This window comes from Paenibacillus sp. J22P90, assembly GCF_059692195.1.
In genome coordinates this window covers 126578-142450 of the sequence record NZ_JCAUAY010000003.1, presented here as the reverse complement: position 1 = coordinate 142450, position 15873 = coordinate 126578, and the positions used below count along the sequence as shown (strand labels likewise).

General features: G+C 45.8%; 14 protein-coding genes and 1 riboswitch. Of the genes, 12 read left to right on the top strand and 2 right to left on the bottom strand.

Features of this window, described 5'->3' with window-relative positions; all coding sequences use genetic code 11:
- Positions 1-131: 131 nt before the first annotated feature.
- A complete protein-coding gene (locus AC58UX_RS10955; protein WP_497252412.1) occupies positions 132-1958 on the top strand; it encodes an APC family permease in 1827 nt (608 codons plus the stop codon).
- 19 nt (positions 1959-1977) lie between these two features.
- Here the strand turns inward: AC58UX_RS10955 and AC58UX_RS10950 are convergent, their stop codons facing one another.
- Complete coding sequence (locus AC58UX_RS10950) at positions 1978-2502, bottom strand: hypothetical protein (RefSeq protein ID WP_497252410.1); 525 nt, start codon at positions 2500-2502, stop codon at positions 1978-1980.
- A 353-nt stretch (positions 2503-2855) separates the two neighbouring features.
- A riboswitch (cyclic di-AMP (ydaO/yuaA leader) is annotated at positions 2856-3025 on the top strand.
- 119 nt (positions 3026-3144) lie between these two features.
- Here AC58UX_RS10950 and AC58UX_RS10945 point away from each other — a divergent pair.
- The 9 genes from AC58UX_RS10945 to AC58UX_RS10905 all read left to right on the top strand — a co-directional run bounded on the left by AC58UX_RS10945 (position 3145) and on the right by AC58UX_RS10905 (position 13546).
- Positions 3145-3606, top strand: a complete 462-nt coding sequence (locus tag AC58UX_RS10945; RefSeq protein ID WP_497252408.1) for a hypothetical protein — start codon at positions 3145-3147, stop codon at positions 3604-3606.
- A gap of 217 nt (positions 3607-3823) precedes the next feature.
- The gene (locus AC58UX_RS10940) at positions 3824-4240 is read left to right on the top strand and encodes a hypothetical protein (protein WP_497252406.1); all 417 of its coding nucleotides are present in this window, start codon (positions 3824-3826) and stop codon (positions 4238-4240) included.
- Between the two features lie 127 nt (positions 4241-4367).
- Positions 4368-4445: a potassium-transporting ATPase subunit F gene (locus tag AC58UX_RS10935; RefSeq protein WP_171631218.1), complete on the top strand. Its 78-nt coding sequence runs from the start codon at positions 4368-4370 to the stop codon at positions 4443-4445.
- Between the two features lie 47 nt (positions 4446-4492).
- The gene (kdpA, locus tag AC58UX_RS10930) at positions 4493-6163 is read left to right on the top strand and encodes a potassium-transporting ATPase subunit KdpA (RefSeq protein WP_497253625.1); all 1671 of its coding nucleotides are present in this window, start codon (positions 4493-4495) and stop codon (positions 6161-6163) included.
- Between the two features lie 38 nt (positions 6164-6201).
- Positions 6202-8238: a potassium-transporting ATPase subunit KdpB gene (kdpB, locus tag AC58UX_RS10925; RefSeq protein ID WP_497252404.1), complete on the top strand. Its 2037-nt coding sequence runs from the start codon at positions 6202-6204 to the stop codon at positions 8236-8238.
- Between the two features lie 28 nt (positions 8239-8266).
- On the top strand, positions 8267-8830 hold the full coding sequence (gene kdpC / locus AC58UX_RS10920; protein WP_497252402.1) for a potassium-transporting ATPase subunit KdpC: 564 nt from the start codon (positions 8267-8269) through the stop codon (positions 8828-8830).
- A 169-nt stretch (positions 8831-8999) separates the two neighbouring features.
- On the top strand, positions 9000-11303 hold the full coding sequence (locus tag AC58UX_RS10915) for a histidine kinase (RefSeq protein ID WP_497252400.1): 2304 nt from the start codon (positions 9000-9002) through the stop codon (positions 11301-11303).
- A 4-nt stretch (positions 11304-11307) separates the two neighbouring features.
- Complete coding sequence (locus AC58UX_RS10910; protein WP_497252398.1) at positions 11308-12822, top strand: DUF4118 domain-containing protein; 1515 nt, start codon at positions 11308-11310, stop codon at positions 12820-12822.
- 25 nt (positions 12823-12847) lie between these two features.
- Entirely contained in the window at positions 12848-13546 is a 699-nt protein-coding gene (locus AC58UX_RS10905; protein WP_497252396.1) for a response regulator, read from the top strand.
- Positions 13547-13625: 79 nt separating this feature from the next.
- Here the strand turns inward: AC58UX_RS10905 and AC58UX_RS10900 are convergent, their stop codons facing one another.
- Entirely contained in the window at positions 13626-14273 is a 648-nt protein-coding gene (locus AC58UX_RS10900; protein WP_497252394.1) for a hypothetical protein, read from the bottom strand.
- Between the two features lie 252 nt (positions 14274-14525).
- Between AC58UX_RS10900 and AC58UX_RS10895 the strand changes: the two genes are divergently transcribed.
- Entirely contained in the window at positions 14526-15548 is a 1023-nt protein-coding gene (locus AC58UX_RS10895; protein WP_497252392.1) for an HD-GYP domain-containing protein, read from the top strand.
- Positions 15545-15838, top strand: a complete 294-nt coding sequence (locus AC58UX_RS10890) for a helix-turn-helix domain-containing protein (RefSeq protein ID WP_497252390.1) — start codon at positions 15545-15547, stop codon at positions 15836-15838. The genes AC58UX_RS10895 and AC58UX_RS10890 overlap by 4 nt, the downstream gene beginning before the upstream one ends.
- Positions 15839-15873 lie beyond the last annotated feature (35 nt).

The following is a 15873-nucleotide window of genomic DNA, read 5'->3' as shown; positions in this document are numbered from 1 at the left end:
GGCGACTGATCAAAGTGATCAGTCGTTTTTTGTTACTGTTCAAGCTAATTTCCAATATTTATAATTTTTTTTCAGAAATAGGGCAAAATGAAACCAACTTACACATATCACATCTGGGTGGTGTACACACATTGTTGTCTGATCTGAAGCGATTGTTAATTGGTCACCCTCTGAAGTCCCACGAATTGGGGGAGCAGAAGCTTAATAAAAAGAAGGCCCTGGCCATTCTTTCATCGGATGCCTTGTCCTCGGTTGCTTACGGACCTGAGCAGATTCTGATCGTGTTAATCACGGTCAGCGCGGCCGCTTTTTGGTATACAATCCCCATAGCTTGCGGTGTTCTGTTTCTATTGTTAGCTCTTATTTTGTCGTATAGACAAATCATCTTTGCCTATCCACAGGGGGGAGGTGCCTATGTCGTCTCGAAAGAGAACCTAGGTATGAATGCCGGGTTATTCGCGGGCGGCTCCTTGCTGGTCGACTACATCCTAACCGTAGCGGTAAGTATATCCGCGGGGACAGATGCGATCACATCGGCATTTCCTAGCCTTCACTCGTATACAGTGCCAATCGCGCTCTCGCTTGTACTCTTTATTACCATTCTCAATCTGCGCGGAATCACGGAGTCAGCCTCGATCTTGGCGTATCCCGTGTATTTATTTGTGGTGGCGCTGTTTATCTTGATAGGCGTCGGTTTGTACAAAATTTTAACAGGGCAAATCTCCCCTGATTTGCATGCTCCCTTGGGGACATCGGTTTCGGGGATTTCCTTATTCATCTTGTTAAGAGCGTTTTCCTCGGGAAGCTCAGCCTTAACCGGGGTTGAGGCCATATCCAATGCTATTCCCAACTTCAAGGAGCCTGCCCCGCGAAATGCTTCTAAAACCTTGATCGCCATGGGCTTGCTATTGGCTATTTTGTTCGCAGGCATCATTTACTTAGCTTACTATTATGGCATTGCACCGGAGGAAAAGGAAACCGTCGTTTCGCAAATCGCAACGGTGACATTTGGGCGTAACGTGATGTATTATATCGTCCAAGGTACAACGGCCATGATTCTTGTTCTCGCAGCAAACACGGGATATTCCGCGTTTCCCTTGTTGGCGGTGAATTTAGCGAAGGACAAGTTTATCGCTAGAATGTTTACGATGCGTGGAGACCGATTGGGGTATTCGAACGGGATTATTTTTCTAGCGGTTACCTCGATGCTGCTCATCATCATATTTAAAGGGCAAACCGAGCAGCTCATCCCCCTCTATGCGGTCGGTGTATTCATCCCTTTTACGCTTGCACAGACTGGCATGTTGATGAAATGGATAAGGGAGAAGCCTGGTGGCTGGCTACTTAAATTAACCATCAATTTGGTCGGCGCTTTTATGAGCTTCATTGTCATGATGATTTTCTTCATCACCAAGTTTGGTCAAGTGTGGAGTGTGCTGATTTTCCTTCCACTGATCGTTTTCATTTTTCATCAAATCAAAAAACACTACGATGCTGTCGGCGAACAATTACGCCTCTCCTCTTGCGAACCAGCGATTCCGATTGAAGGGAATGTCATGATCGTGCCTGTTGCGGGCTTTACGCATGTGGTCGAGAATTCACTGAACTACGCCAAATCGCTATCGCCGGATCAAATTATCGCGGTATATGTGGCTTTTGAGCGGGACGATGAGAAGCAGTTTGAAGAGAAATGGAATAAATGGCAGCCGGATGTTCGGCTCGTCACCTTGCACTCTCATTATCGCAGCATCGTTCATCCATTGACGAAATTTATTGATACAGTGGAACATAAAGCTTCAGAATCGAATTACCGGGTAACGGTGATTATCCCGCAGTTTATCCCGAAGCGGAATTGGCATAACATTCTTCACAATCAATCGAGCTTGTTGATCCGAGCGTTCCTGCTGTATAAGCGGAATCTGATTGTGACGACGGTGCCTTATCATTTGAAGAAATAGTGTATGAAAAGGGCAGTCCTTACTTCACAGTAGGGCTGCCTTTTTTCAATAGGGTTTCCATCAGATGCTCTTCACTCACCCGCTTCATGAACGCATGAAGCTCTTGTTCTGTTTCACATACGGCTGCATGTTCCAACCAAACAAAAAACTTCTTCTTAAGAATGGCTGAAGCATGAAGGGGGTATGTCTCCCGAGATTTAATAATATACAAGCCTGGGGAAACTTCATTCCACGGTGACTTGAAAATGGTACGAATCGATAATCGAGTCCGATTCTCCCAATCTTGTTTTTTCTGCTTGTTCCTTATCGACTGATACATCCTCATAATGATCTGCTCATCGGATATTTGGATCCATTTGGATAATCCAGTTTGGATCACGTTTTGAGTGATTTCGGACTCTTCTCTAGCAAACCAGTATCCGACAATAATGGGGAAACGGTTATCCTCTTCTTGCCATAAGACACCAAACCATTCGTAATCCAAATCAATCGGATTCAATAAATGAGGGAGGATCCCTAAATAATATCGAGGGGAGGTAGTCATGACATTGCTCCTTCTGACTCATTGGTCGGTCTTAGCTTGATGAAAGCCATCTAATAGTTAACATTGTATGATTGAACCTTATAAAAAGGGGGTAAAGAATAATTAGCAAACGTATAAAAAAATGATAAAAACGCAATTTCACTAATTTTCTCAAAGCCGAGAGGTCATAGGGCCAATCTTTACGAACTGGTAAAAACGGAAGCAAGCCGAAGCATTTCTATCGAAAATGCATGTGATTTATTAATGGGCGCGCTTTCATAAACATTAAAGGCCACAGATTGCGAAATAATTGCCTCAAGCGTATTTTACATTCATGTGTAATCGGCGTAACATTCGTTTCAGCAACAACATAAAGATGCAAAACGCTGAGTTCCCGCAAGGGAAACGGGGGAACCAACCGAAGCTGATTCCATGTAGAATCGGTTTCTCGGGGTGAATCTAAAGCAAGATCAGCTTGCTAAAGTAGGGCACTTCCAAGCCCGAATCCGACAGCTAACCTCGTAAGCGAATTGGGAGAGAACGACCTTCTTTTCGTGGTGTCCACAGCGTGTTTGATCACGCTGCTTCGAAGCCCGAGAGTAGAGATTCTCTGCTCTTTGGCTTCTTTTTTGTTGTTCACAAAATGAGGAGAGTGAGTCTATTATGTATCCCGAACCCCTGACTCTAGTAAGAGAATCAGATGAATGTACGAAGGAATGTAAGATTTCCCGCATTGAATGTTTTCAATTTGATTGTGAATTATCCGATAAATTGCAGCTTGGACATGGCACGGACTGTCATTGCGGTTTACTGACGATTTCAACGAATGTTGGAACATGCGGTTTAGGTCAATTCGTGATTCCATGCGGCAACCTAAAAGGGGATTTCGTCCAATGGGCGTTGGTTTTCCAGAAGCTCAAAGGTCTAACTCTTCAGGACGGTTTGCAGTACGTTCATCAGAAGCAAGAGGCATGGGGAGAAGTACGAACACAATTAATGGCATCTGCACTAACGAATTTATTTGAAAAGCTAGAGAACTCATCAACTGCAACAGTACAAGAACAACCTTGCCTATCTGATCGCACTTATTTATTTGAGCATTCTGGGGCGTATATCTCTTTCTAAGAGAGACGCTAGATAGAAAATGAAAGAGCACCTCTTTCCATTCGTGATACGAGTGGGAGAGGTGCTCTTTATCTTAACTAGGATTGGCTGGAATGGGTTCTTCATCAATCAGAATAAAAATATTTTTATACTTTTTTTATACGGACACTACAGATTCTTTACCCCCTTTTTATACAGATCGGCGTTACAATGTTTCAGGAAAGGGGGCGGTGACGTCATGCAAAGTGATTTTTTGCTGATCGCTGCGCCAACCAAGGCAGGCGAGGCGTTTATGAAATATACGAAATTGGTTGGTCTTCCTTTTGTTGCATTAACGAACAACAAGATGGAGAGAATCAAGTTAGAAGGTCAAGGAGTGAAGCAAATTATCCAAGTGGATACGACGGATTCAGGGGCGTCCTTCATTCCAGACTTTCCGATTGGGAATGTCGTTCTGTTCGAGGATAGCTTACCTTTATATTGCAGGTATATCCAGATATGCCGTAGTTGGACCTCCAAATCCATTTATGTCATCACACAAAGCGTGAATTACCGGTTGATTTACAAAGGACTGGGTGCTGATTATATCATTTATTCGAATAATGGTGATGTCAAATTTCTAATCTCATCCCTTAAAACAAACAAAAGATTGTGATTCTGTCTGATTTGAAGGAGGTGTGTCATGTTTAACGATGTAACGATGATTCTATTATTTGCAGTAAGCTTTCTAGGATTTTGGGGATTTGCGAAATATTGTGAAAAAGCGTAAAGGAGGTAACCATATGATCGTTATTGGACTCATTGGATGTGCCATTATGGTATATCTCGGTTTTGTTTTAGTAAAGCCTGAGAAATTTTAATTGTAGAATATGAGCTTATGTAAGCAGGGGGAGAACCTACTATGGGTATGGGATTGTTACAAGTAGTCGTCACACTAGGGATTATCATGCTTTTGGTAAAGCCTGTGGGAAGTTACTTGGTCAAAGTTTTCGGCTATGAAAAGAGTGGCCTTGATCGTGTTTTTGGTCCTTTCGAGCGTGTATCTTATCGCATAATGGGTGTTAAAGAAGACGAAGCCATGGGTTGGAAAAAGTATTTAGGAGCTGTGCTGTTAGTTAACTTTGTCATGATGCTTCTCATGTACGCGGTATTCCGGCTTCAGAAATACTTACCGCTTAACCCCGATGACATAGGTAATATGCCTCCGGCACTCGCTTTCAATACAGCAGTTTCTTTCATTACAAATACGAACTGGCAGTCTTACAGTGGTGAAAATGCCATGTCCTATTTGTCACAAATGGTGGGGCTTACGTTCCCGATGTTTACTTCGGCTGCCACTGGATTTGCTATTGCCGTAGCTTTCACACGGGGTCTAGTTGGCCGACAAGATAATCTCGGGAATTTTTACGTGGATATGACTAGGGCTATTACACGTGTTTTTCTACCGCTTAGCTTCATCATTGCTTTGATCTTAGTTTTCCAAGGTGTACCACAAACCCTGCTAGGGGCCGTACAAGCTACAACGATCGAAGGTGCTGGGCAAACCATTACCCGTGGTTTAGTCGCTTCATTTGAATCCATTAAACATATTGGTACGAACGGCGGTGGTTGGTTCGGAACGAACGCTGCGCATCCATTTGAAAATCCAACGCCTGTTTCGAACTTGATTCACATTATTTGTATGATGCTTCTGCCTACATCACTGGTGTACGCTTTCGGACTCATGATCAAGAACAAGAAGCAAGGCTGGACGATTTTTGCTGCGATGGGGATTATCTTTATCGTGATGTTATCGACGGTTTTCTATGCCGAGTATAAAGGGATCACTGCGATCGATGCGATGGGTGTTCATGGCAATATGGAAGGTAAGGAGGTGCGGTTCGGTGTGTCAGAGACTGCCCTATTTGCGGCTGTGACTACGGCTGCCACAACAGGCAGCGTGAACGCGATGCATGAGTCACTTACGCCTCTCGGAAGTATCGCTCCTTTTGCAGAAATGATGTTGAACAATGTGTTCGGTGGTAAAGGGGTAGGTTTGTTAAACGGCTTACTTTACTTGATCTTATCTGTGTTTATCTGCGGGTTGATGGTGGGGCGTACACCAGAGTTTCTGGGTAAAAAGATTGAAGGTAAAGAGATTAAGCTAGCGGCCATCGCGATTCTTACTCATCCGCTTATTATTCTAGCTCCGACGGCTTGGGCACTGACTCGTCCAGAATCGATTCATTCCATAGCTAACCAAGGCATGCATGGTCTCTCTGAAGTGTTGTATGCCTTCACATCGGGTGCAGCAAATAATGGATCTGCCTTTGGCGGTCTGACCGCGAACACGAACTTCTACAACTTGGGCATTGGTATGGTCATGTTGTTTGGCCGTTACATTTCAATCATCGCGATGTTGGCCATTGCAGGTTCACTTGCTACGAAGCGAGTCGTTCCTGTAACAACAGGTACACTGCGAACGAATACACCCTTATTTATGGGGATTATGATCATGATTATTCTAGTTATTGGTGCTCTAACGTTCTTCCCGGCGCTGGCATTGGGGCCGATTGCTGAACATTTGGCGGCGCGTTAAACGGATAGACGTAATAGAGATGGAGGATTGATTGGACTGTGGAACGTAAAAAAACATTAACCAAAGAAATTGTGAATCAAGCTATCGTGGATTCGTTCAAAAAATTAAATCCTTGGGTCATGATGAAGAATCCGGTTATGTTCGTGGTTGAGATTGGTACGGTGATTACCCTTCTGCTTTCATTTGCACCCGAGCTATTTGGCAGCTCAGAAGTAGGGCGTGGTTATAATATCGCGGTGTTCCTGATCCTGTTGTTCACCTTGTTATTTGCTAACTTCGCTGAAGCTTTGGCGGAAGGTCGCGGTAAGGCTCAGGCCGATTCTCTCCGGAAGACGAAATCCGATACGATGGCTCGTTTAGTTCAAAAGGATGGCACTTATAAGCAAGTTTCTTCGACTTCTCTTCGTAAGGGAGATATCGTCCGTATTGAAATTGGCGAGATCATCCCGTCCGACGGCGAAATCATTGAAGGCTTAGCTTCCATTGATGAGTCAGCCATTACAGGTGAATCTGCTCCGGTCATTAAGGAAGCTGGCGGAGATTTCTCATCTGTGACCGGCGGTACGCGGGTAGCTTCTGACTATATCGTTGTCAAAGTAATGACGGATCCCGGCGAATCATTCCTGGACCGCATGATCTCACTCGTTGAAGGTGCCAAACGGCAGAAAACACCAAATGAAATCGCGCTAACAACGCTGCTTGCTGTATTAACACTGATCTTCCTAATTGTCATCATGACGATGGTTCCGATGGCATCGTATTTAAACGTAAAATTAGAAATTTCCACGTTGATTGCGCTGCTCGTATGTCTTATTCCAACGACGATCGGCGGTCTTTTGTCAGCGATCGGTATCGCCGGGATGGACCGTGTGACGCAGTTTAATGTGCTTGCGATGTCCGGTAAGGCGGTTGAAGCTGCAGGCGATATCGACACGATGATCCTGGATAAAACAGGGACGATTACGTTCGGTAATCGGATGGCTTCCGAGTTTGTTCCTGTGGGTGGAAAATCGGTGAAAGACATTACGTTTGCCGCGCTGCAAGCTTCTGTGAAGGATGAAACACCAGAAGGTCGCTCGATTGTTGAGCTTGCGAATAAACTTGGTGAGTCTTGGCAAGTGGATCAATACTCAGATGCAGAAGTGGTGGAGTTTACCGCAGAAACGCGAATGTCAGGGCTTGATCTCGCAGACGGAATAAAATTCCGCAAAGGTGCAGTAGATGCGATTAAAACATATGTAACGGCACTTGGCGGCAAAATTCCAGCTGACTTAGAAGCGATAACGAACCGTATATCGAAAGCAGGCGGCACTCCGCTAGCTGTCACGATAAACGAGCGGATCTATGGCGTTATTTACCTCAAGGACACGGTAAAACCGGGCTTGAAGGAACGGTTTGCCGAACTTCGCGCTATGGGCATCAAAACCGTCATGTGCACAGGGGATAACCCGCTGACAGCTGCAACGATTGCGCTCGAGGCAGGCGTCGATGAATTCATCGCTGAGGCGAAGCCGGAAGATAAAATCGCTGCGATTAAAAAAGAGCAGCAAGAAGGCAAGCTCGTTGCGATGACAGGCGACGGAACGAATGATGCGCCTGCACTGGCGCAGGCGGATGTTGGGCTCGCCATGAATTCAGGTACGATGGCTGCCAAGGAAGCGGCAAACATGATCGATTTGGATTCCGATCCGACCAAGCTGCTTTCCGTCATTTCCATTGGTAAACAATTGTTGATCACGCGTGGAGCTTTGACGACGTTCTCGATCGCCAACGACATTGCCAAGTATTTCGCGATCATTCCTGCGATGTTTATTCTAGCAATGCCGCAGCTGCAAGCCTTGAATATTATGAATCTGGCATCGCCAGAGTCGGCTATCCTATCGGCTTTAATCTTCAATGCGATCATAATCCCGTTATTGATTCCGATCGCGATGAAGGGCGTGAAGTATCGGGCAATGTCAGCAGATCGATTGTTATCACGTAATGTTTTGATCTATGGTATCGGCGGTGTCATTGTACCCTTTATTGGGATTAAAGTCATTGATATGGTGCTTCATGGCTTAAACATCGTGTAAAGAGAAAGAGAGACGAGGAGATCGTGTTATGAAATCGGTTATGATAGCTGTTCGAGTATCTTTATTGTTCATGATCGTTTGTGGACTCATATATCCGCTTGCGACGACAGGTGTGGCACAAATTTTATTTCCCAAACAAGCCAATGGCAGTCTTATTGAAGCTGACGGTATTGTAGTTGGATCAGAATTGCTTGCTCAAAGCTTCGAGTCTCCAAAACTGTTCCATCCAAGAGCATCGGCAGCCAAGTATGATCCTACGGCTTCTTCAGGCTCCAATACAGCGGTAGCTTCAAGCGATTATGCTGCAGCGATGGCAGAGAAAATTGCCGCTTGGAGGCTGGAAAATCCGAAATTAACGGAAATTCCGGCTGACATTGTCACGATTTCTGGTTCTGGTTTTGATCCAGACTTGTCTCCGGAAGGGGCAAAAGCCCAAGTTCCGAGAATTAGTAAGGAAACAGGGATTGCTGAAAGCAAGCTCAATGACCTTGTTGACCAGTTTTCAAAAACTAGGCAGCTTGGCATTTTCGGGGAGCCTAGGGTCAATGTCACTGAATTGAATAGGGAACTGCTCAAACAAGTCAAATTGTGATCTAAGCAGACAGCCACTCTCGTATATATGGAGAGTGGTTTCTGCCTATTTTGAAATATCAGAATTTATAAGTTTCACATTATAATTATGCTGAATTTCTAGATAAACGCTCCCGTCCAAGTAGGACGGTGTATCCGTTTATTTCGGGACATGGGAGAAGGTTACGACAGTGGATGGTTTCAAAAGAAAGACGCCGGAAGAGATCCTATTATCCATCTCCAAATTGCACCGTGGCAGCTTAAAAATTTATATCGGAGCAGTCAGTGGATCTGGTAAAACGTATCATATGCTTCGGGAAGGACATAACCTCAAGGGGCAAGGGATTGATGTGGTCATCTGTGCGGTTTCGACGCTCCAAAGGCCAGAAACCGTGGAACAATTGGGGGATTTGGAAAGGGTACCGAGTATTCATTGGATGAAAGACGGCGTGGAACAAAAGGATTTGAATTTGGATGCCTTGCTTGAAAGAAATCCGGAGGTTGTCCTTGTGGATGGTTTAGCGCACCTTAATCGCAAGGAGGCTCTTTTTCCTACTAGACTCGAAGATATTAAATATTTGCTTGCACGCGATATCAGTGTGATTACCACGGTGAATGTTTATGAATTAGAGGCGGCGATGGAGGTTGCTCATAAATTAACAGGGATTGAAGTGGGACACTGTGTGCCGTCAGACATACTAGAACTTGCTGATGAGGTGAGACTCATCGATGCGACGCCAGAAACCATTTTAACTCGACTAGAAGAGGGTCATTTAAAAGGGAATAAGGATTCAGCCTTATTTAAACGCGGTAACTTAGGTGTGTTGCGTGAGCTAGCCCTCCGACTTGTCGCAGAGGATGTGAATGATTCATTAGTAGCACATCGCGAGCAAATGGGAATTCAGGGTCCATCGGGGGCTACCGAACGAATTCTAGTTACGACGCAATATCACTGGAACGGTTCTATTTATGTGCGGCGTGGTCAACAAATCGCTAAACGCTTGAATGGTGATCTTCATGTGGTCACCCTGCGGCAAATGAGTAAAACACTGACTAAAGAAGCAGCTGCTTTTCGAAGATCCATTATGAAACTTATTGAGAAAATAGGTGGTAAATTTGAAGAGCTGCCACTTACTTTTCGCCGCTGTATCCCGCAGATCCTAGTGGATTATGCCAACAAACATCATGTTACACGCATCGTATTGGGTCACTCCAAGCAAACGAGATGGCAAACTTTTCTACGCGGCTCCGTAATCAATGGACTTTTGAAACGCGCAAAAAACGTGGATGTCTTCCTAGTAGCCGATCGTGCATCTCAAGAGGGGGAGCGCATTTTGCCTGCCCATATCGCTTCCCCAAAGGAGCCTTACAGATATAAACGTCTGAATAAGCAAGAAGTGGAGGCGAAAATCGAAAAAATTAGACGTGGTCGATTCAAGGTTTACATTGGCGCTGCGCCTGGTGTCGGCAAAACGTACGCGATGCTGCGAGAGGGCAACGATCTGCTTAAAAAGGGGATCGATGTGCATATTGGTCTACTTGAAACGCATGGACGGAAAGAGACCATCGCGCAGGTTGGCGATCTGGCTATCCTGCCGCGGGCAGAAATACACTATCAAGGTGTAAAACTTGAGGAAATGGATACTGAAGCTATCCTTCGTTTACGCCCTGAAGTGGTCTTGGTTGATGAACTTGCACATACCAATGTACCTGGAAGTAAGCACAAGAAACGTTATGAAGATGTGTTGGATATTTTGGAAGCTGGCATTTCGGTGATCTCTACGGTAAATGTCCAGCATCTGGAGAGCTTAAATGATGCCGTCGAGCAGCTAACAGGCATTCGTGTGAGGGAAACGGTGCCAGATAGTATGCTTCGTACAGCAGACGAAGTGCAATTAATTGATGTTTCGCCAGAAGCCCTGCGGCTTCGGATGAGGGATGGCAATATTTACGCGATGGCCAAAGTGGATCAAGCATTAAATCATTTTTTTAAAACGGGGAATCTCATCGCGTTACGGGAACTAGCGCTGCGTGAAATCGCGGATGATGTTGATGAGCGCTTGGAGTCTATGGAGCGTACAAATTCATTGCGTGGTCCTTGGCGACGCAAAGAAGTTATTTACGTGTGCATCACGGAGATCTCGCAAGCGGATCGCTTAATCCGGCGGGGGTTTCGGATTGCCCATCGGCTTAAAGCTGTGTGGCACGTGAGCTTTATTGCGGCTCCGCATACGGATGGCGAGTGGGAGTCAAAGCTAGAGGCGCTTAAGAAGCTGACGAAACGCTTGGGAGGCGAGTTTTCCTATCAACAAGCAGCGAAACGCGGCCAGATCCCACTTATTTATGTAGCAAAAACGAAGGAAGCCGGTGCAACGCAGCTGATCGTTTGGAATGATGCCGTCGTTAATAAGCTTTTGCCGCATGTCACTCAAATGGATGTACTCATTGTCGCTGATTATGATTCGTGGCAATCTTCGAGAAATAGGGTAAAATAAGCCTATGGAAACTCAAAAAAATGAACATGTAAGCTGGAAAGCGTATGGTGTGACTGCTCTTTTTATCGTCGTATTGACGATTGTATTAAAAGGCTTTGATCACTTCTTCGATCTCGTCAATATTTCGCTCCTGTACTTATTTCCCGTTCTGTTTAGTGCTGTTCGATGGGGGAGGGGACCCTCTTTTTTTGCTGCAGGATTAGGTGTGTTGGCTTTTGACTTCTTTTTCGTGCCACCTGCCCTGAGTCTGACGGTTGCGGATTTGCGTTATCTCTTAACCTTTGTTGTGTTCTTATGTGTGGCTGGACTTACGGCAAGCCTTGCTTCAAAGCTACGAAATCAATTCCAACAAGCACAGCAGAAGGAGGCCAATACCGCTGCTCTTTACGCGTTAAGCCGCAAGATTACAGCGATTTCGGACTTAGACGTTTTGCTGGAGCAGATTGTTCAGCATGTCTCGGAGACACTAGATACGAAAGTCGCCATCCTATTACGCAATCCGTTGGATGAACTGCAGCTTGAAGCTTATTCGCTCGGTAGTAAGGAATGGGCAAGTGATGAGTCCCATCTTTCTATCGCAGCTTGGGTATACAAGAACAATACCATCGCTGGCCGAGGGACGCAGACTTTACGGGAATCCGCAGACCTGTATATCCCGTTGGACACGGATCATCAAGTACATGGTGTGTTGGTTGTCAATGTTGGTCATCGCAGTGTGATGGAAATGCCAGAGCTCATTCGCATTATTGAAGCGCTATCTGATCTTGCAGCCGTTGCCATTTCGCGGGTTAAGCTTGCGAATGAGGCCAAGATCGCGCAATTAACTGCCGAGTCCGAGAAGCTTCGGACTGCTCTGCTGGACTCACTCTCTCATGAATTACGCACACCGCTGGCCACGATTATCGGGTCCGTTACCGGATTGCTCGAAGGGGAGGACGTCTTTAGCGCTGAAGATCGACGAGAGTTATTGCTTACGACACGCGAGGGAGCTGCTCGTATGAATAGACTCGTTGGGAATTTGCTCGGCATGGTTCGAATTGAGAGTGGGATGTTGCGTTTGAACAAAATGTGGTGCGGGATCGAGGATGTGCTAGGTGTTGCCTTAACACAGTTGAAGGATTCTCTACAGCATAGAGCGGTTACGATAACGCTGGATCCGGAACTTCCATCCGTTCCACTAGATGAAGTTCTTATTGAACAAGTGCTTATAAATGTGATCAGCAATGCGATCAAGTATTCGCCGGAAGGAAGCGAAATTCGCATCCATGCAGAGCAGCAGCAAGATAAGCTGAGTTTGACGATTGCAGACGAAGGAGCAGGCGTTATTCCAGCTGATAGGGAGCGGATCTTCGAGAAATTTTATCGCGGACATCATACGAGGAAGATTCCTGGTACAGGGCTTGGACTCGCAATCTGCAAAAGCATCGTAGAAGCGCATGGCGGTTGGATTACCGCAGATGCCAGGGAAGACGGCAAACAGGGAACCGTTATTCACCTAAGCTTGCCTTTATCGCAGTAGCAAGTTAAGAAGGACGGAGAGAATCATGACAACCTCAGGCGCAAAAATTCTAGTCATTGATGACGAGGCACAAATACGCAAATTATTGCGCGTCACCTTAACCGCACATGGCTTTGATATCGCAGAAGCGGCAACAGGCCAAGAAGGCTTGCTGCAAGCTGCCATGTTCCGGCCGGATCTGATCGTATTGGATTTGGGATTGCCGGATATGACCGGCATGGAGGTGCTGGATGGCATTCGGGAATGGTCACACGTTCCCATCATTATTTTAACTGCGCAGGATCAAGAGGCCGACAAAATCGCTGCCTTAGATCGCGGTGCAGACGATTATGTGACCAAACCGTTCGGTATGGGCGAATTCATGGCCCGGATGCGCGTCGCCCTACGGCATATCGCCAAAGTAGTTGACGAGCCTGTGCTGAAGCTGGGGCAATTGGTCATTGATTTGGCGAAACGCAGCGTCGAGCTGCAAGGTGAGAAACTCAAGCTAACGCCAACCGAGTATGATTTACTCAAGGTTCTTGGCGTTAATGCGGGTCGTGTCATGACGCATAAGCAGCTGCTGAAGCAGGTGTGGGGCGGCCAGCAATATGAATCCGACAGTCAATATCTTCGGGTGTATGTTGGGCATTTGAGAAAGAAGATTGAGGCCGACCCGACGAGGCCGCAGTATATATTGACGGAGCCGGGGATTGGGTATCGGTTTGCTTGGCAGGAGAATTGATGAGTGAAAAAGCGTAAATGCGTAAAAAAGCTTCCAAACCCACTTTGACGTGGTGTTGGAAGCTTTTTGATTTGAACAATTAGCAAGTGAATGAGTCGATAAAGCGTAAATCGACGCCAAAGAACATCCAAGAGAATCCCGTCCAGCGGAAGCCGGCAATCGAAGTCCGTCCAACGAACACTGGATAGTACCAGTACTGTTGTCCATTGCTTTGCCATATATACGTGAATCTGAACAAGCAGCGGGAGATACCGCCTGGATCTACAGCGTAGACACCTGGCGCTTTAAGCGGCTTTTGCGGGATGTGAGCTGGTGGCGCAGAAGTTGGCGGTTGATGTCCGCCCGGCCCTGGTCCTGGAGGTGGAAATCCTGGTCCTGGTCCGCCTGGGAAGCCGCCAGGCCCGCCAGGAAACCCTGGACCACCTGGGAAACCGCCTGGACCACCAGGAAACCCTGGCCCGCCTGGGAAACCACCCGGTCCACCAGGGAAGCCGCCGGACCCACCCGGGAAGCCAGGGATCATGCCGCCAGTTCCTGGGAAGCCAGGTATGCCGAAACCGCCTAAACCACGCGGGTCATAAGCAGGAACCCAGGCATAATAGCCATAAGCGTATGGTGAAGGTTGCGGATAATACGCTGCAGGATAGTCCGAATCCGTTGCCGCGCTTTGTGAAATTTCATTTTCAAGCTCTACGTCGCGCAGTTCTTGTTTTTTATTCGAAGCCATTCGTGAAGTCCTCCTTAGGTAAAAGCGGATAGTCGATACTTACTATATGCAGCGGAATAGACGGATGTCACGATTAGCCATGACCAAAAGTAAAAGGATCACAAGACCCAAAAACAATGCTCTATTAAAATTTATTGGGAAATTTAACCTAGATAAATTGTCGAAATATAGGCGAAATATCCCATATATATGAAGTTATATGTCGTATATAATTGAAAATGGAACGATTTTGAAATTAATGGGGCGGATTTCTTGAGAGACCTACTGGGCAAAAGATTAAGATATGATGTGACAACAAGTTATGGGCTAGTCTTAGTTCCCGTTCATACCGTTCTCAATCAAGAGCACTTGGATTTATTTGTGCAGCACCGTATTGTTCGCATGGATATCGTAACCACGACCATGTCGGATACCCAGATCGAAACCGCACCCGAACAAGATGCGAATCGTCTTGTTCAAAAAGCGACAGAATATGCCAAGGATTTATTCGAACGTATCAAGACACACAAGAAAATACCGCTTCTTGAGATCAAGAATGAACTAATCCCTATTGTTTTACAGGCAGCCGATACCCCTGATTTATTTCAACTATTTCAAGCCGTCAAAGCTAAAGATGAGTACACGCACCAACATAATATCGGAGTAGGCGTACTCTCAACGCTGCTTGGCAAGTGGATGGATTTAGGCGAAAACGAAGTAGCCTTACTATCTTTAGCAGCTACAATGCACGATGTGGGTAAAATTAAGGTTTCAGAAGAGATCCTGATGAAGCCGGGGAAATTAACGAAAGAAGAGTACGAAGAAATTAAAAAACACACCATACTAGGCTATAATATGCTGCGTGAAACTGTAGGCATTAACTATCGCGTAGCGCTGGTTGCCCTTCAGCATCATGAACGAGCCGATGGCACTGGATATCCCTTACAGCTGAAAGATAGCCAGTTGGACAAAATGAGTCGAATCGTCGCCGTTGCCGATGTGTTCCATGCCATGTCTTCAAAGCGGCCATATCATGAAATGATGCCATTTCATGAGGTCGTCAGCCGTTTGCGGGATGGGTTTTTCGGTGAATTAGATCCGCATATCGTCTCCATCTTTTTACAAAATATTATCTACAATTTAGTAGGCAGACAAGTACTTCTTACCGATGGACGCTGGGGCGAGGTCGTCTACATTAATCCAACCGATGATACGAATCCACTTGTGAAAATAGAAGATTCCTTTCTTGATCTCAGTCGAGAAAGACATATTCATATAAAGGAAGTTGTCATATGAAGCCAATGATCCCAGATGAGCCAGATGTTTTACTTCAATTTTATTCCAACTATGGCCTAACACAACGTGAAACCGAAATTCTTTCTTTACTCGCTACCTATGGATACACAAACAAAGAAATTGCCGAAAGCTGCTGTATTAGTGAGAAAACAGTGAAAATTCACCTTGCCAACATTATGAGTAAAATAGGCATCGGCTCGATGCGCAAGCTGCTAGCCTTGCTGCTGCAGCAAGCTTTGCTAGTTTCTAGATTAGGAACGAGCGAGTCTGTGCGTGTTGCGTCGATGTGAAAATGAGATAAATAATAAAAAGAAATCTCTCTTAA